We start from the raw sequence: 16,288 nt of genomic DNA, 5'->3' as shown, positions 1-16,288 counted from the left end.
CCTTTTTTGATCAAAAAATTGCGACGGATTATAGCATAAATTTAAGCGTTTTTGTGCGAAAAGTGCGGTTGATTTTAAAGCAGTTTTTTAATGCGGAAATAAATAAGGCAGACATTAAGTCCGCCTTATGATTGAAAGAAAATCAACTATTTCCAATTTTCTCGTTTAGCTTTTTGTAATTTCGCATAAGCACCAAGTAAAGCTTGGTGTTCTTTGAAGTTTTCAAGCGTTTCATCGCTGGCTGGCAAGTTATAGAACGGGTTACCTTTTTCTGCTACCGCAGCCCAAGCTTGTTGAACGGCTTCTTTGCCATACATTCTTTCAAACACAGTGCGATATTGTTGTGGATCGCGAGTATTGTCTAAATGCAATTCAATGATACTGATTAAGGCACGATAGTAATTCACACGCTCAGGCGTAAACACGGAGCTATTCATATTCATTGTCCAGTTTGCCCAATCTAAGGCTAATTCTAATTCACCTAATGCTAAGTAAAGCATGGATTTCAGTTCACCAACACGTAATGTTGTCCAACCGCTTGCTTTTGGTGCAACGATACCGATAAATTCGCGAACGCGTGTAGCATCGTCAATATCTTGCTCATCTAATTCTGCTAATAACTCTTCGTAAGTTTCGGCATCATGATGATGGTGTGGTAGATCCAATAAGATCTCGCGCCAGTCCATCCCCATGTTGTTATTGGCATAAATGAGATCATCAGCAGGGTAGATATCAGACATGCCAGGCACAATAATGCGGCAAGCGTAAACGTCTAAATGGTTGTAATCCATGATATAGACTTCTTTTTCTTTCGCCTTAAAGATTGACATCAAGTTTTCATATTCTTCTTGTGTTGAACCAGAGAAATCCCAATCTACAAACTCATAATCTGGTGTATTTTTGAATAAATCCCAAGAAATCAAGCCACTAGAATCAATGAAGTGTGTTTCAAGGTTAGCGTGTTCAGCCACATCATCATTATTGAATGATGGAGGAGAGAATACATCGAGATCTTTTAAGCTGCGACCTTGTAAAAGCTCCGTTACCGTACGCTCTAATGCCACTTGGAAATTAGGATGGGCGCCAAAAGAGGCAAAGCATGTGCCGTTATTTGGGTTGAGCAATACCACGCAAATGACAGGATATTTGCCACCTAATGAGGCATCGAAAGCATAAATTGGGAAACCTTCTTCCTCTAATTTGGCAATAGAGGCTTGAATAGATGGATAGCGATCCATGACGGATTTTGGAATTTCAGGAAGACTGATCGCTTCTGCAATAATGCGATTTTTCACATAGCGCTCAAAGACCTCAGACAGTCCTTGCACACGCGCTTCATTTTTTGTGTTACCAGCGGACATCCCATTAGAAACATACAAATTCGCAATGATACTTTGTGGAATATAGACGGTTTGTTGATCGGATTGGCGCACATAAGGCATGGCGACAATACCACGATCGTAATTACCGGATTGCAGATCCACGAGTAATTCAGGCGTTAGTTCTTGGTTTGGATCGAAATAATCCCATAGATAATCATCTAAAATTCCCTCTGGTAAAAGGGCGTCATCTTCAATTGGAAACCATTTTTCAGTTGGGTAATGAACAAAATCACCGTTAGCAATTTCTTGTCCTAAATAGAAATCAGCAAAGAAATAGTTGGTGGAAAGACGCTCGAAATATTCACCTAATGCAGACGCTAATGCGGCTTTTTTGCTTGCGCCTTTGCCGTTAGAAAAACATTGTGGGCAATCTTTATCACGAATGTGTACCGACCATACATTTGGCACAGGATTAAGCCAAGAGGCTTCTTCAATATTGAAACCAAGTGCGGTCAATTTTTGTTGAAATTTTGAAATACTGTCTTCAAGTGCGGCATCTTTGCCGAGAATAAATGTTTGTTCGGTCATAATTGTTCCTGTTATAAAAAGCTCCAGCATCATAGGGGAGTTTAGTGAGCTAATCAAGCATAAAATTTATGCACTTCTGCTCTTGTTTTCCTTGATTTTTAAGGGTAAATTAGCTTGGCGTAGAAAGGCATTTTCTGCGTGGGTAAAATTATAAACAAATCAACCAATTGGGAGATATCATGGCTCAAGGATTTTATGAATTAAAAGTGGCTAAAGACGGACAATTTATGTTCAACTTAAAAGCAGCAAACGGACAAGTGATTTTAACTAGCGAACTTTATAAAACTAAAGCATCAGCTGAAAACGGTATTGCTTCAGTGCAAAAAAATGGCGTGGATGCGAAAAACTTTGAATATCGCGTAGCGAAAAATGACAAACCTTATTTCGTATTAAAAGCGGCTAACCACCAAGAAATTGGCCGTAGCCAATATTATTCTTCTCAAGCTGCAGCAGAAAAAGGCGTTGAGTCAGTGATTAATAACGCATCTTCTGCAGTAATCAAAGAAGTCTCAGAATAATTATTCTGTTCTTATTTCTTTAAATGCACCTGCCGGCTCTAAAAACGCCGGCATTTTTGACCGCGCTTTCTCAGGATTTAGTGTTAATGGATAGGTTCGTTTTTGAGCAACGATGACCGTGAGCGGAGAGCAGAGCGTGGTCTTTTCTTGTTTTATGGATAGTCTTTCTTCTGCAATCACATCAAAATTTAATAATGATAGCCAGTCAATGACTCGCCAAGTAGCATATTGTCGGAATTTGAAGTTACCTAACTTTGGTTTGAAAAGTAATGGACTCATCGGATTAAATAACGTGATGAAAATCCAGCCATCATCCTTTAAAACACGATGAGCTTCTCGCAATATTTGGTGAGGATCTTGCGCAAAATTTAAGGTGTTTGCCAACAAGCAGGCATCCATTTCTTTTTCAATAAAAGGCAAGGCTAATGGCGATGCTTGGAGTAAGCTATCACTTTCATTTAATAGTGTGGTAGGAAAATACGCTGTTTTTTCAGCTAATACAATTTGGTGACGTAAAGGCAAGTCAAAGGCGATTTCACCACTTAAAGCCCCGATTTTCAGAATTTGATAGCCTAAAATTTTTGGTGTCCATTGGGCAAAATAATCGGTTAATACGTTACAATAGGCTTCACCTTGTGGTAACGCTTGCCAACTTTCAGGTGAAAGAAGTGGTTTGTGCCATTTGGCTTTCCAATTCAATGTTAATCCTATTTTCATAAGGTAATTTATGCTAGTTCCTATTCCTGCGCTCAATGATAACTATATTTGGCTTTATAGACGAGAAAATTTCCCCGTAATTGTGATCGATATCCCAGAAATAACCCGTTTAATTCCGTATTTAGAATCGAATAAGTTAGACGTAGAGGCGGTGTTATTAACCCATAATCATGATGATCATGTGCAAGGTGTCGCGGAATTTAAGCAATATTATCCCAATGTGCCAGTTTTTGGTCCAACAGAATGCGCAGACAAAGGGTCAACCAATATCGTGGATAGTGGTGTGATTAATACAGCACATTATCATATCGAAGTTTTGCCAAGCGGTGGCCATACGGCAGGGCATGTCAGCTATTTAGTGGATGGGCATCTATTTTGTGGCGATGCGTTATTTTCTGCGGGCTGTGGTCGCGTGTTCACGGGAAATTTTGCTCAAATGTTTGAAACCATGCAGCGTTTTAAGCAATTACCGAATGAAACCGTGGTTTGCCCCGCTCATGAATATACGCTAGGTAATTTAGCTTTTGCGGAAACCGTTTTGGCGGATAAAAGTGCGGTTGAAAATCAAAGTGTTTTAGTGAAGGGTTATCGTGCAGAGGGTAAACCGAGTTTGCCGACAACAATTGAATTAGAGAAACAAATTAATCCGTTTTTACAGGCAAAAAATTTAGACGAATTTACACAATGGCGTTTAGCGAAAGATAAGTTTTAACTCATTTTAGTTATTTATTTGAGTTTTTTCTCTTGAAATTTGCTCAATTCTCAACAATTCATTAAAATAGCGAAACTTTTACTTTCTACTTAAGCCGCATATTCATAAAAGTGCGGTTGTTTTTATTAGGTTTTTATGACCCTTCTTGTTCTAGGCATTAATCATAAAACGGCTTCTGTCGCCGTTCGTGAGAAAGTCGCTTTTTCTGAAGAAAAGCGGCAGCTTGCCTTACAACAAATTCACCAACAAGATTTGGCTGAAAGTGCGGTTATTCTTTCTACCTGTAACCGTACAGAGATTTATCTTCATCATCGTCAAATTTCACCCCAAGAGTGTAAACAATGGCAAACAAACTGTATAAATTGGTTTGCTAATATTCATCAGCTTTCTGTCGATGAATTAAATAAAAGTATTTACACCCATCAAAATCAACAAGCTGCAAATCATTTAATGCGCGTGGCCTGTGGTTTGGATTCATTGATTTTGGGCGAGCCACAAATTTTAGGACAGGTGAAACAAGCTTTCCAAATCAGTGAAGATTATTATCAAGCGGCGAATATTCCACTTTCAAGCACGCTTTCTCGCTTGTTCCAAAAAACCTTTGCAACAGCAAAACGAGTGCGTACTGAAACCAATATTGGTGAAAGTGCCGTATCGGTAGCTTATGCGGCTTGTAGCTTGGCTCGTCAGATTTTTGAATCTTTACGTGAACTACAAATTTTACTTGTTGGGGCAGGAGAAACCATTGAATTGGTGAGCCGTCATTTATTACGTCACGGTGTAAAAAAATTGATGATTGCTAACCGAACTTTATGTCGTGCTGAGCAGTTGGTGGAAAAATTAGCGTCTAATACACCGATTGATGTGTATTCGCTTGATGAATTGCAAACACCGCTAAATCAAGCCGATATTGTTATCAGCTCTACAGGTAGTCCGACTATTTTAATCACTAAAGCGATGGCTGAAATTGCGGAGAAAGTACGCCAATTTAGACCGACTTTAATGGTTGATATCGCCGTGCCTCGTGATATTGATGAAAACATCTCGGAATTAGAAAGTGTGTATCATTACACCGTGGATGATTTGCAAGATATTATCCAACGCAATCTTTCTCAACGTGAGCAAGCATCAGAACAAGCACAAGATATCATCACGCAAGAATGTAATGCCTTCTTTGAGTGGTTGAAAGTGCAACAGTTCTCTAATTTAATTCGTCATTATCGTGATGAGGCAGAAAATACTCGCCAAGAATTACTCGAAAAAGCGTTACACCAAATTCAACAAGGTGAGAATGCTGAAAAGATTCTACAAGAATTAAGTTATAAATTAACAAATAAACTTATTCATGCTCCAACCCAAACCATGCAATCCATGATGAGATCGGGTAATGCAGAAGGGTTGCATGCCTTTTCAAATGCGTTGCATTTAACCCATCCTTTAAATGAAAAAAACGATTAAATTTTTGACCGCACTTTTCAGTAGCGCATCGTTACTGATGAGTGTGCCAGCTCTAGCGGAATACCGAACTTTTGATGATGGCAATATTACTTACGGAATTTTTCAAGCAAAGCCCGAAGAAGTACAGCTACATTGGAAAGATGCTGAAGGTAAAGATTATCAAAGTCTAACGCGTCTCAAAAATGCCTTAGAGCCTAGCTATAACGTGAAAATGATCATGAATGCAGGCATTTATAGCATGAATAACACGCCAGCGGGATTATGGATTGAGCATGGAAAAGAGCTCAATGCGTTAAATACAAAATCAGGCAAAGGTAACTTTCATGTACAACCCAATGGTGTGTTTGCCATTGCAAAAAATAAGCCCTACATTTTAACCACCGCCGCTTATCAGAAAAGTAAACTCAAGCCGGATTTTGCGTTGCAATCAGGCCCAATGTTGATTGTTCATGGCAAAATAAATCCGCAATTTAGAGCAAGCCTAGAAAGCTATCATAAGCGTAATGCAGTGTGTTTGACGAAGCAAAATGAATTGCTATTTTTGATGACGATAAAAGATGAGCCTAATCTTTATACCTTGAGTCAAGGTTTGCTTAAAATTGGTTGCCAGGATGCCTTATACCTTGATGGAACCATTTCTAATTGGTACATTCCAGGGCAATTTAGCTCTTTGCATTGGAAGCATTTTGTGGGAATGATCTCCGTTCTTGATGTGAACAAAAAATAGCAAAAGCGTTTTATTTATAATCAACTAAATCAAAAAATCCGTTTTTTGCAAAAAAATGATTGACGAGAATAGGTCAAATCAGGATAATACGCCCCGCAAAGCCGATAAGGTAAAGCAAATGATGGCTACATAGCTCAGTTGGTTAGAGCACAACACTCATAATGTTGGGGTCGCAAGTTCGAATCTCGCTGTAGCCACCAAATTTGCGGGACTGGCGAAATTGGTAGACGCACCAGATTTAGGTTCTGGCGCCGAGAGGTGTGTGGGTTCAAGTCCCTCGTCCCGCACCATTTATCAGCTTGCAGTCAAATAGTAGTTGGGGTATCGCCAAGCGGTAAGGCACCGGGTTTTGATCTCGGCATCCCTAGGTTCGAATCCTAGTACCCCAGCCATACTATCTAAATAAAATCTTCTTTATTTCCAATCAAAGAATTTCTGTTGGGGTATCGCCAAGCGGTAAGGCACCGGGTTTTGATCTCGGCATCCCTAGGTTCGAATCCTAGTACCCCAGCCATCTTATTTTCTCTATTTCTTTTATATAAAAAATGCGATTAAATTTAACTGCACTTAGTCCTATCTGTCAGTTGTTATTTGCTACAAATTTTAATGTCTTTATATAAAAGAAAAGCACCTTGCGGTGACCTTTCTTTCATATTGATTATTTTAATTCTACTAAAGTTAAATTACATTGAGCTGTTGATGCTGAAGGTAATGCCTCATAATCTTTACCCGCTTGGGGGGTGAATACAAGTTTTTTGCCTAGGCAATGTTTAGGTCCTACGAACTTACCATTGACTATATAATTAATATTATGGGGTGTAATAATTTCACTTTGTAGAGTGATTTCTGCATCTGATGGGATTATAAATTCCTTAAAAAAAGTACCAGAACCTATTTCATTGAATTGGCTAGGATTCATACTTGCACTAGAGCTTGGCATGCCAATAGATTCATTCCCTTTAAGATAGAGTAATGAGCTGAAGGATTGCCCAAGGCTTCCTCCAACATTCACTTTTTCTGTTTTTCCATTTTGTTTTACTTCCATCATTGTGTAGCGACCATTTTGTCCATATAGACGGATACGAGCATCAGTTTGTGGGTTATAAGCTTTTCCTGCATTTGATAGTTCAGTATTTACACAACCTGAAAGTAGTAACGCTGCTGTACTGATAAGCATCAATTTTTTCATGATTTTTCCTTTTGTTAATGATAGGAAATGGTGAATTAATGTTCCCTTGTTTTAAAGAAGGTCACATCTGGATAACGTTCTTGTGCAAGATTTAGGTTTACCATGGTAGGTGCGATATAAGTGAGATTATCACCGCCATCTAATGCTAGGTTTTGCTCATTTTTGCGTTTGAACTCTTCAAATTTTTTGTTATCCGCACATTCTACCCAACGAGCTGTTGCTACGTTGACAGTTTCGTAAATGGCTTCAACGTTATATTCTGATTTCAAACGAGAAACAACCACATCAAACTGTAACACACCGACTGCGCCAACAATCAAATCATTATTACTTAATGGGCGGAACACTTGAACAGCACCTTCTTCAGAAAGTTGTACTAAGCCTTTTAACAATTGTTTTTGTTTAAGAGGATCTTTCAAACGAATACGACGGAATAATTCAGGGGCAAAGTTTGGAATACCGGTAAATTTAAGCTCTTCGCCTTGCGTAAAGGTATCACCAATTTGAATAGTACCATGATTGTGCAAACCGATAATGTCTCCAGCATAAGCCTCATCGGCATGAGTACGATCCCCCGCCATAAAGGTAAGCGCGTCAGAAATGACTACATCTTTACCAATACGTACGTGTTTAAGTTTCATCCCTTTTTCGTATTTACCAGAAACTACGCGTAGGAAAGCCACACGGTCTCGGTGTTTTGGATCCATATTGGCTTGGATTTTAAATACGAAACCAGTGAATTTTTCTTCTTCAGCTGAAACTTTACGGGTATCTGCTTGACGAGCTTGTGGAGCAGGTGCCCATTCAGTTAAACCATCTAAGAAATGATCAACACCGAAGTTACCTAATGCAGTACCGAAAAAGACAGGTGTTAATTCACCACTTAGGAATAAATCCAAATCAAATTCATTACTTGCACCTTTTACAAGCTCTAATTCATCACGCAATTGTTGGGCTAAGTCATCACCTACGGCGGCATCTAATTCTGGGCTATTTAGACCTTTCACAATGCGTACTTCTTGGATTGTAGAGCCTTGCCCACTTTGGTAAAGATAGGTTTCATCTTTATATAAATGATAAACCCCTTTAAACAATTTACCGCAACCAATCGGCCAAGTAATTGGCGCACAATGGATTTTTAATACGCTTTCCACTTCATCTAATAATTCCATTGGATCACGAATATCACGGTCAAGTTTATTCATGAAAGTGATAATTGGCGTATCGCGTAAACGGGTCACTTCCATCAATTTAATGGTACGTTCTTCAACCCCTTTTGCCGAGTCGATAACCATTAAGCAGCTATCTACAGCCGTCAAAGTGCGATAGGTATCTTCCGAGAAATCCTCATGTCCCGGCGTATCCAATAAATTCACTAAGCATTCATTGTAAGGGAATTGCATCACGGAAGTGGTAATGGAAATACCACGTTGTTTTTCCATTTCCATCCAGTCAGATTTTGCATGCTGTGCAGAGCCTTTACCTTTTACTGAGCCTGCTTTTTGAATGGCATTGCCGTATAACAATACTTTTTCGGTGATGGTGGTTTTACCCGCGTCAGGGTGGGAAATAATCGCAAATGTGCGACGTTTATTCACTTCTTCTAATGGATAACTCATTTGTCTTGTTTCTTCTGTTTTAAATGATGCTGTATTGTCGCTGATTTTCAGATTGAGCTCAAATTAAATTGCTTTTCTTTTGTTATCTATAGCTTATTTAGGTATATGACTCTGTAGTTTCTTTTCTTTAAAATTTTTCATAAAAAAAAGCAAACGTTTGCGCTAAAAGTGCGGTACAATATCCACCGATTTTTTATTCTTATAATTAAAGGTGCAAGCAATGACACAACTTAGTCTAAAAAAAATCTATTCGGGAAAAGTGCGTGATCTTTATGAGATCGATGATAAACGAATGCTAATGGTAGCCAGTGACCGTTTGTCCGCATTTGATGTGATTTTAGATGATCCTATCCCACGTAAAGGTGAAATCCTGACCCAAATTTCCAATTTCTGGTTCAATAAATTAGCCCATATTATGCCGAATCATTTTACATGCGATTCAGTTTATGATGTGTTACCAAAAGAAGAAGCTGATTTAGTAAAAGATCGCGCAGTGGTTTGCAAACGTTTGAATCCAATTAAAATTGAGTCTATTGTGCGTGGTTATTTAACAGGTAGCGGGCTAAAAGATTATAAGCAGACAGGGACCATTTGTGGTTTGAAATTACCGGAAGGATTAGTTGAGGCAAGTAAATTACCTGAACCGATTTTTACGCCATCAAGTAAAGAAGAAGTGGGTAATCACGATATCAATATCAGCTATGAACAATGTGAAAAAGCAATTGGTGCAGAGTTAGCGGCACAAGTGAGAGAAAAAGCCATTGCGCTTTATACTGAGGCAGCAAAATATGCGCTGACTAAAGGTATTATTATTTGTGATACTAAATTTGAATTTGGTTTAGATGAAAATGGTACGCTCACTTTAATGGATGAGGTATTAACACCGGATTCTAGCCGCTTTTGGTCAGTTGATACTTATAAAGAAGGGACAAACCCTCCATCATTTGATAAGCAATTTGTACGCGATTGGTTAGAACAAAGTGGTTGGAATAAACAACCGCCAGCACCGAAAGTACCAAAAGAAGTGATTGAAAAAACAGTGGCTAAATATCAAGAGGCTTTGGATTTATTAACAAAATAACATTAACAAACTCCCTGCTATGCTTTAGAATAGCAGGGATTTTTATGGATAAAATATTGTGAATAAAAGAGTATGAAATCTGTTGCGATAGTTGGTTTAGGTTGGTTAGGCTTACCGCTGGCGCTGCACTTAAAAGAGCTTGGTTGGTGTGTAAAAGGCTCAAAACAATCCCCTGATGATGCTCAGAAATTGCATCAGCTAGGTATTGAAACTTATCCTTTTTCGCTTTCTGACGAAATGAAACGTTTACCAGACCATATTCGCCCTCTTTTTAATGTAGATGCTCTCATTATCACCCTACCACCTAGCAGTTTTTCTTCTCAACAGTATTGTGAATATCTTGCTTTTTTAACTAATCAAGCCAAGAAACAAGGTGTACAGCATTTGGTTTTTACCAGTTCAACTTCTGTTTTTCCTAATATTTCGGGGCAATTTGATGAAAGTTCTCAACTTTCAGCTGAAACAGAAATGGGCAAAACACTGATACAAGCAGAACAGTGCTTGTTCCAATCAGGAATATTGCATTGCGATATTCTTCGACTAGCAGGATTAATTGGTAAACAACGCCATCCTGTTAAATTCTTAGCAGGAAAATGCAATTTAAAACAGGGCTATTCACCTGTTAATTTGGTGCATCTAGAGGATTGCATTCAAGCTATTACGGCCTTACTCATGAATCCAAATGGATTGCGAACTTACCATCTTTGCGCGCCAATTCATCCTACTCGAGCAGAATATTACACAAAAGCAGCGGTATTTTATGATTTATCCATACTACAATTTGAATGTAGTGATTCGGATCCGAAACGAATCATTATGGCAGATAAAATTTGTCGAGATTTAGGCTTCGCTTATCGTTATCCAAATCCCGATGATATGTTAGAAAAGCGCAGTGATTTTTGACCGCACTTTTTAAAGACTCACTCACCATAACCACAATGAAGGAAATAAAATATGTCAAATACGATTCTGCAACATTTACCTAAAGGTCAAAAAGTTGGTATTGCTTTTTCAGGCGGGCTAGATACCAGTGCGGCATTACTTTGGATGCGTCAAAAAGGTGCAGTACCTTATGCTTATACAGCAAACTTAGGTCAACCAGATGAAGATGATTACAATGCAATTCCCAAAAAAGCAATGGAATATGGTGCGGAAAATGCGCGTTTAGTGGATTGTCGTGCGCAGTTAGCCCATGAAGGGATTGCGGCTATTCAATGTGGTGCATTCCATATTTCTACTGGTGGAGCAACCTATTTCAATACCACACCACTTGGCCGTGCGGTAACAGGTACGATGCTTGTTGCAGCCATGAAAGAAGATGATGTGAATATCTGGGGTGATGGTTCAACTTTCAAAGGTAACGATATTGAGCGTTTTTATCGTTATGGCTTATTAACCAACCCAAATTTAAAAATTTACAAACCATGGTTAGATCAACAATTCATCGATGAGTTGGGCGGTCGCTTTGAAATGTCACAATTCTTAATCGCAAATGGTTTTGACTACAAAATGTCAGTAGAAAAAGCGTATTCAACTGACTCTAATATGTTAGGTGCGACACACGAAGCGAAAGATTTAGAAAAATTAAGCACTGGTATTAAAATTGTAAAGCCAATTATGGGTGTGGCATTTTGGGATGAAAATGTTCAAGTGAAACCAGAAGTGGTGACTGTTCGCTTTGAAGAAGGTGTGCCGGTTGCATTAAACGGTAAAACATTTGATAACGTGGTGGATCTTTTCTTAGAAGCAAATCGTATTGGTGGTCGTCACGGTTTAGGTATGTCAGACCAAATTGAAAACCGTATTATTGAAGCAAAATCACGTGGTATTTATGAAGCACCGGGAATGGCATTATTCCACATTGCTTATGAGCGTTTAGTCACCGGTATTCACAATGAAGATACTATTGAACAATATCGTATCAATGGTTTACGTTTAGGCCGTTTGTTATACCAAGGTCGTTGGTTTGATCCACAAGCATTGATGTTACGTGAAACTGCACAACGTTGGGTTGCTCGTGCGATTACAGGGGAAGTGACATTAGAACTTCGTCGTGGTAATGACTATTCCATCTTAAATACTGAATCACCAAACTTAACTTATGCGGCAGAACGTTTAAGTATGGAAAAAGTGGAAAATGCACCATTTGATCCAATCGATCGTATTGGTCAATTAACTATGCGTAACTTAGACGTAGCAGATACACGCGGAAAATTAAGTATCTACTCTCAAGTAGGTTTATTAACTGCGGGTAAAGATTCCGTTTTACCGCAATTAGGTAAAAAATAATTTTCTCCTTTAAATATAAAAAGTGCGGTCGATTTTGACCGCACTTTTACTTTTCTAAATATTCATTTCTTGAAATAGATTTAATTTATCCGGCACGAGATAAACTTGATCACCTATTTTATATTGCGCATTGAGATAATTTTCTTTGGTAAGAATGACTTCAATAGGTTGTTCAGTTTGCGAACTTTCTACTTCAATTCTCACGATAAAACCAATAGCATTAATATGACGAATCGTACCACTCGCTAAGGCATTATGAGATTCGCGTGAAAGCGTCAGTTCGTAAGGGCGAATATAAGCCGTTGCAGATTGGTTATTGACTGCATGAGTCGCATTGCTATGTGTTTGTAAATTATGAGCAAATTCACCAATGACTAAATTGCCTTGATCAATGTGTCCGTGGAACACATTAACATCCCCCACAAATTGCGTGACGAAAGGGGTTTGTGGTGCATGATAGATTTGGCTAGGCTCATCAATTTGCTCCACTTGACCTTTATTCATCACCACAATACGATCAGACATATCTAATGCTTCATCTTGATCATGGGTAACGAAAATGCTGGTCACATTGAGTTCATGTTGCAATTCCCGTAGCCAACGACGCAATTCTTTACGAACTTGGGCATCCAGTGCACCAAAGGGTTCATCAAGTAGTAAGACTTTCGGTTGAACCGCAAGGGAGCGAGCCAAGGCTATCCGTTGTTTTTGACCACCTGAAAGTTGATTAGGGTAGCGATCGGCTAGCCATTCAAGTTTTACTAGCTTTAAAAGTGCGGTGACTTTTTCGCGAATTTCTTCTGCAGAGGGACGTTCTCTACGAGGTTTCACCGTTAAGCCAAAAGCGACATTGTCAAAGACGGTCATATTTTGAAATAGTGCATAATGCTGAAACACAAAGCCGACACCGCGTTCAGCAGCTGAAAGTTGAGTCACCTCTTTTTCACCAAACCAAATGTGTCCATTATCAGCAAATTCTAATCCGGCAATGATCCTTAATAGCGTTGTTTTTCCACAACCACTAGGTCCAAGCAAGGCGGTTAGCTGATTTTCCGGAAAGCTTAGATTGATATCTTTCAACGCATGAAACTGTCCAAAGTGTTTGTTTAGTTGCTGGATTTTGATTGTCATGTATTGTGTTCCTGTTGTTATTCTTGGATTTTTTTCTTTTCCACATATCTCACTACGTTTTGCAATCCCAGTGTTCCCACTGCGATTAATGCCAATAAACTGGCGCAAGCAAATGCGGCAACAAATTGATATTCGTTGTAACTAATTTCTACATAAAGCGGAATGGTATTAGTCAAACCGCGAATATGCCCAGATACAACACTTACGGCACCGAATTCACCCATTGCACGAGCATTACTTAAAATCACTCCATAAATTAATGCCCATTTTATTTTTGGTAGCGTTACATGCCAGAAAAGTTGCCAAGTGGATGCACCTAAGATTAACGCAGCTTGTTCCTCACTTGTGCCTTGTACTGACATGGTTGGAATTAATGATTTTGCAATAAGTGGAAAGGTGACAAATAAGGTCACGATAACAATGCTTGGTGTTGCAAACATAAAACGAATATGGTGTTCAGCAAGCCATGCGCCCCAAAGTCCATCTAACCCAAACAACAGTAAGAACATTAATCCTACAACCACTGGTGAAATGGAAAAGGGGAGGTCGAGTAGTGCGGTTAATAAGCTTTTCCCCTTAAAGTCAAAATAAGCAATAGCCCAAGCCATAACCACACCGATAAAAATGTTAATAGGTAATACAATTAAAGAGACTTTAATCGTAAGCCAAATAGCTGCTAAGGCTTCCGGTTCTTTTAATGCAGCCCCAAATAGCCCAATCCCTTGTTCAAGGGCTGAATAGAACACGGTAAACAGTGGGAGCAATAAGATGACCGTAAAAAAACTGAGTGCGGTCAGAATTAAGATCCATTTTTGCCATGATTGGGTTTTCATAAATACCTCTTATCGAATTGGACTAATGCGTTTGGCAACAGACCATTGCGCTAAGTTAATGAATAAAATCAACAGAAATGAAATGGCAAGCATTAATAATGCAACCACAGATGCGCCTTGCACATCGTACAAATCAAGTTTTGACATAATAATCAATGGTGCAATTTCTGAGACGAGTGGCACATTACCCGCAATAAAAATGACTGAGCCATATTCACCAAGCGATCGCGCAAATCCCATACCTGCACCGCCTATTAATGCAGGCAATACAGCTGGGATAATGACTTTTCGCAATGTTGTTAATCTGGATGCACCTAAAATTTGGGCTGCTTCTTCATAGCTAGGATCGAGATTTGCTAATACGGGTTGAATCGCTCGAACGGTAAAAGGCAAGCTAACAAAAATCAGCGCAATCGCAATACCACTTGGAGTATAAGCGAGTTGAATCTCTAAATGGCTTAACCATTGTCCAATCAGTCCAGTCGGAGCATAAAGCGAGGCAAGTGCGATACCGGCAACGGCAGTGGGTAAAGCAAAAGGTAAATCCACTAACGCATTGACGAGATTCTTACCTGGAAAGTCATAACGCACTAAAACCCATGCCAATAAAAAGCCAAAAACGATATTAATTAACGTCGCGATTGCCGCCATTTCAAAGGATAGCGTTAAGGATGAGATCACTCGTTCACTCGTGATGATTTGAACGATATCAGCCCATTTTAACTGCCAGGCAGTGAGTACAAGCAATGTTAATGGCAACAATACCATTGAGCCGAGCCAGGCTAATGTAATTAACATGCTTTGTTTAAATCCTGGTAATACGGTTTTCATTATCTCACCTTCACAACAGATAAATACCTAAGCTTTGTAAGCGTTTTGAAATGTTCAAAAAAATAACCGCTCTTTTCCATAATGGCAAAGAACGGAAATTTATTTAATATTCCAAAGTGAAATAAGAAAACGCTTTTCTCTTGAGTTTATATTTCATTTTGTTCTATAAAATGCTTTTTCGTTATTTTTTGTACTTAACATTTTGCGATATAAATTTAGCCACACGAAATTGAGGGTAATAACGGAGGAGAGTAAAAATGAAAAAAATTGCTTTATTTTCAGTGCTTTCTTTCGGCTTGGTAGCTTGTTTATGGCATACCAGTACGGAACAAAAAACAGTACTACTGAATGTGTCCTATGACGTGATTCGTGATTTCTATAAGGAATATAACATCGCGTTTCAACGTGAATTTCCCTCAGATGTGATGATTTCACAATCGCATGGTGGCGCCAGTAAACAGGTGTTAGGCGTGTTAAATGGCTTGCCTGCAGATGTGGTGACATTGACACAAAGTAATGATATCGACGCTTTAGTTAAAAAAGGCTTAGTGGATGCAGATTGGCAGCAAGTATTACCGAATGGTGCGGTTCCTTTTGGGTCAGTGATGGTGCTTTTGGTGAGAAAAGGAAATCCAAAACACATTCAAGACTGGTCGGATTTGATTCGGGATGATGTCAAAGTGGTCTTTGCTAATCCCAAAACGTCAGCAAATGGACGCTTTGCTTATTTATCGGCTTTAGCTTATGCCGAACAGCATAGTGATAAACCACAAGATTTTGTGTTACGCCTGCTAAGAAATGTGCCAGTTTTAGAGGCGGGTGCACGCAGTGCCAGTATTTCTTTTACGCAGCGTAATATCGGTGATGTTTTAATTGCCCCGGAAAATGAAGCGGCGCTAGCGGCTAAAACACTGGGCGAAAATAGCGTTGAAGTGGTGTATCCGAGTATAACAGCCTATACCCCAATTTATGTGGCGGAAGTGAATAAAAATACGCAGACAGATGGTTTGCATCAACTTTCCCATGATTATTTGAGCTATTTATGGTCACCTCAAGCACAGGAACTGGCTGCCCAAAATTATTTCCGTCCGACAGATAAAAAAATTATTGCTAAAACGACCGCACTTTTTCCCGAAGTGAATCAATTTGATGTGAACCAACGTTTTGGTTCGTGGGAGGCGATTAATACTCAACATTTTGTCGATAACGGCTTATTTGATCGTCTATATATCAGTGCACAACGTGCTGATAAAGTGAATAAATAGGAGTGATA

General features: G+C 39.1%; 15 protein-coding genes and 4 tRNA genes. 12 read left to right on the top strand and 7 right to left on the bottom strand.

The genetic code is table 11. The features are described from left to right. Positions 1 to 146 precede the first annotated feature (146 nt). On the bottom strand, positions 147 to 1,910 hold the full coding sequence (ycaO, locus tag DPV81_RS02090) for a 30S ribosomal protein S12 methylthiotransferase accessory factor YcaO (protein WP_111386508.1): 1,764 nt from the start codon (positions 1,908 to 1,910) through the stop codon (positions 147 to 149). A 179-nt stretch (positions 1,911 to 2,089) separates the two neighbouring features. On the opposite strand from ycaO, the gene DPV81_RS02085 reads away from it, so the two are divergent. Next, positions 2,090 to 2,428, top strand: a complete 339-nt coding sequence (locus DPV81_RS02085) for a YegP family protein (protein WP_049370256.1) — start codon at positions 2,090 to 2,092, stop codon at positions 2,426 to 2,428. On the opposite strand, the gene DPV81_RS02080 is transcribed toward DPV81_RS02085, so the two are convergent. Further along, positions 2,429 to 3,145, bottom strand: a complete 717-nt coding sequence (locus tag DPV81_RS02080; RefSeq protein ID WP_165818947.1) for a class I SAM-dependent methyltransferase — start codon at positions 3,143 to 3,145, stop codon at positions 2,429 to 2,431. Between the two features lie 10 nt (positions 3,146 to 3,155). Here DPV81_RS02080 and gloB point away from each other — a divergent pair, with 10 nt between their 5' ends. The 7 genes from gloB (at position 3,156) to DPV81_RS02045 (ending at position 6,556) form a co-directional block, all read left to right on the top strand. Next, positions 3,156 to 3,857, top strand: a complete 702-nt coding sequence (gene gloB / locus DPV81_RS02075) for a hydroxyacylglutathione hydrolase (protein WP_111386507.1) — start codon at positions 3,156 to 3,158, stop codon at positions 3,855 to 3,857. A 135-nt stretch (positions 3,858 to 3,992) separates the two neighbouring features. After that, positions 3,993 to 5,315 carry a glutamyl-tRNA reductase gene (gene hemA / locus DPV81_RS02070; RefSeq protein WP_111386505.1) on the top strand — a complete coding sequence of 441 codons (1,323 nt, stop codon included), beginning with the start codon at positions 3,993 to 3,995 and terminating at the stop codon, positions 5,313 to 5,315. Further along, entirely contained in the window at positions 5,299 to 6,042 is a 744-nt protein-coding gene (locus tag DPV81_RS02065) for a phosphodiester glycosidase family protein (protein ID WP_111386504.1), read from the top strand. Before hemA ends, DPV81_RS02065 begins: the two co-directional genes overlap by 17 nt. A gap of 123 nt (positions 6,043 to 6,165) precedes the next feature. Continuing rightward, positions 6,166 to 6,242, top strand: a tRNA-Met gene (locus DPV81_RS02060). Between the two features lie 5 nt (positions 6,243 to 6,247). After that, positions 6,248 to 6,332: transfer RNA gene (locus DPV81_RS02055), tRNA-Leu, on the top strand. Positions 6,333 to 6,359: 27 nt separating this feature from the next. Further along, positions 6,360 to 6,434, top strand: a tRNA-Gln gene (locus tag DPV81_RS02050). A gap of 47 nt (positions 6,435 to 6,481) precedes the next feature. Beyond that, positions 6,482 to 6,556 (top strand) — tRNA-Gln (locus tag DPV81_RS02045). A gap of 144 nt (positions 6,557 to 6,700) precedes the next feature. Here DPV81_RS02045 and DPV81_RS02040 read toward each other — a convergent pair. Together DPV81_RS02040 and prfC are read right to left on the bottom strand one after the other, a co-directional pair. Continuing rightward, the gene (locus DPV81_RS02040; protein WP_111386502.1) at positions 6,701 to 7,231 is read right to left on the bottom strand and encodes a hypothetical protein; all 531 of its coding nucleotides are present in this window, start codon (positions 7,229 to 7,231) and stop codon (positions 6,701 to 6,703) included. 35 nt (positions 7,232 to 7,266) lie between these two features. Beyond that, positions 7,267 to 8,850, bottom strand: coding sequence for a peptide chain release factor 3 (prfC, locus tag DPV81_RS02035; RefSeq protein ID WP_070775555.1), 1,584 nt, complete (start codon positions 8,848 to 8,850; stop codon positions 7,267 to 7,269). A 220-nt stretch (positions 8,851 to 9,070) separates the two neighbouring features. On the opposite strand from prfC, the gene DPV81_RS02030 reads away from it, so the two are divergent. The 3 genes from DPV81_RS02030 to argG all read left to right on the top strand — a co-directional run bounded on the left by DPV81_RS02030 (position 9,071) and on the right by argG (position 12,220). Further along, a complete protein-coding gene (locus DPV81_RS02030) occupies positions 9,071 to 9,931 on the top strand; it encodes a phosphoribosylaminoimidazolesuccinocarboxamide synthase (RefSeq protein ID WP_111386501.1) in 861 nt (286 codons plus the stop codon). 72 nt (positions 9,932 to 10,003) lie between these two features. Then, positions 10,004 to 10,834, top strand: coding sequence for a Rossmann-fold NAD(P)-binding domain-containing protein (locus DPV81_RS02025; RefSeq protein WP_111386499.1), 831 nt, complete (start codon positions 10,004 to 10,006; stop codon positions 10,832 to 10,834). A gap of 51 nt (positions 10,835 to 10,885) precedes the next feature. Continuing rightward, positions 10,886 to 12,220, top strand: a complete 1,335-nt coding sequence (argG, locus tag DPV81_RS02020) for an argininosuccinate synthase (RefSeq protein WP_111386498.1) — start codon at positions 10,886 to 10,888, stop codon at positions 12,218 to 12,220. A 54-nt stretch (positions 12,221 to 12,274) separates the two neighbouring features. Here argG and DPV81_RS02015 read toward each other — a convergent pair whose 3' ends face one another. Genes DPV81_RS02015 through cysT form a run of 3 tightly spaced genes read right to left on the bottom strand, consistent with a single transcriptional unit; the run spans position 12,275 to position 15,015 of the window. Continuing rightward, positions 12,275 to 13,351 carry a sulfate/molybdate ABC transporter ATP-binding protein gene (locus tag DPV81_RS02015; protein WP_111386496.1) on the bottom strand — a complete coding sequence of 359 codons (1,077 nt, stop codon included), beginning with the start codon at positions 13,349 to 13,351 and terminating at the stop codon, positions 12,275 to 12,277. Positions 13,352 to 13,368: 17 nt separating this feature from the next. Further along, the gene (cysW, locus tag DPV81_RS02010) at positions 13,369 to 14,184 is read right to left on the bottom strand and encodes a sulfate ABC transporter permease subunit CysW (RefSeq protein WP_111386495.1); all 816 of its coding nucleotides are present in this window, start codon (positions 14,182 to 14,184) and stop codon (positions 13,369 to 13,371) included. A 9-nt stretch (positions 14,185 to 14,193) separates the two neighbouring features. After that, positions 14,194 to 15,015, bottom strand: coding sequence for a sulfate ABC transporter permease subunit CysT (cysT, locus tag DPV81_RS02005; protein ID WP_111386493.1), 822 nt, complete (start codon positions 15,013 to 15,015; stop codon positions 14,194 to 14,196). Between the two features lie 257 nt (positions 15,016 to 15,272). Between cysT and DPV81_RS02000 the strand changes: the two genes are divergently transcribed. After that, on the top strand, positions 15,273 to 16,280 hold the full coding sequence (locus tag DPV81_RS02000; RefSeq protein ID WP_111386492.1) for a sulfate ABC transporter substrate-binding protein: 1,008 nt from the start codon (positions 15,273 to 15,275) through the stop codon (positions 16,278 to 16,280). The last annotated feature ends 8 nt before the right edge of the window (positions 16,281 to 16,288 follow it).

It is taken from the genome of Haemophilus parainfluenzae (genome assembly GCF_003252795.1).
GTDB classification, from domain to species: domain Bacteria; phylum Pseudomonadota; class Gammaproteobacteria; order Enterobacterales; family Pasteurellaceae; genus Haemophilus_D; species Haemophilus_D parainfluenzae_K.
Note: the sequence above shows the minus strand (reverse complement) of the source record. Positions and strands in the feature narration are given on the sequence as shown.

Excerpts from the sequence above, each read along its gene's own strand:
- ycaO (WP_111386508.1), bottom strand. The coding sequence starts at position 1,910 with ATGACCGAACAAACATTTATTCTCGGCAAAGATGCCGCACTTGAAGAC.
- DPV81_RS02085 (WP_049370256.1), top strand. The coding sequence starts at position 2,090 with ATGGCTCAAGGATTTTATGAATTAAAAGTGGCTAAAGACGGACAATTT.
- DPV81_RS02080 (WP_165818947.1), bottom strand. The coding sequence starts at position 3,145 with ATGAAAATAGGATTAACATTGAATTGGAAAGCCAAATGGCACAAACCA.
- gloB (WP_111386507.1), top strand. The coding sequence starts at position 3,156 with ATGCTAGTTCCTATTCCTGCGCTCAATGATAACTATATTTGGCTTTAT.
- hemA (WP_111386505.1), top strand. The coding sequence starts at position 3,993 with ATGACCCTTCTTGTTCTAGGCATTAATCATAAAACGGCTTCTGTCGCC.
- DPV81_RS02065 (WP_111386504.1), top strand. The coding sequence starts at position 5,299 with ATGAAAAAAACGATTAAATTTTTGACCGCACTTTTCAGTAGCGCATCG.
- DPV81_RS02040 (WP_111386502.1), bottom strand. The coding sequence starts at position 7,231 with ATGAAAAAATTGATGCTTATCAGTACAGCAGCGTTACTACTTTCAGGT.
- prfC (WP_070775555.1), bottom strand. The coding sequence starts at position 8,850 with ATGAGTTATCCATTAGAAGAAGTGAATAAACGTCGCACATTTGCGATT.
- DPV81_RS02030 (WP_111386501.1), top strand. The coding sequence starts at position 9,071 with ATGACACAACTTAGTCTAAAAAAAATCTATTCGGGAAAAGTGCGTGAT.
- DPV81_RS02025 (WP_111386499.1), top strand. The coding sequence starts at position 10,004 with ATGAAATCTGTTGCGATAGTTGGTTTAGGTTGGTTAGGCTTACCGCTG.
- argG (WP_111386498.1), top strand. The coding sequence starts at position 10,886 with ATGTCAAATACGATTCTGCAACATTTACCTAAAGGTCAAAAAGTTGGT.
- DPV81_RS02015 (WP_111386496.1), bottom strand. The coding sequence starts at position 13,351 with ATGACAATCAAAATCCAGCAACTAAACAAACACTTTGGACAGTTTCAT.
- cysW (WP_111386495.1), bottom strand. The coding sequence starts at position 14,184 with ATGAAAACCCAATCATGGCAAAAATGGATCTTAATTCTGACCGCACTC.
- cysT (WP_111386493.1), bottom strand. The coding sequence starts at position 15,015 with ATGAAAACCGTATTACCAGGATTTAAACAAAGCATGTTAATTACATTA.
- DPV81_RS02000 (WP_111386492.1), top strand. The coding sequence starts at position 15,273 with ATGAAAAAAATTGCTTTATTTTCAGTGCTTTCTTTCGGCTTGGTAGCT.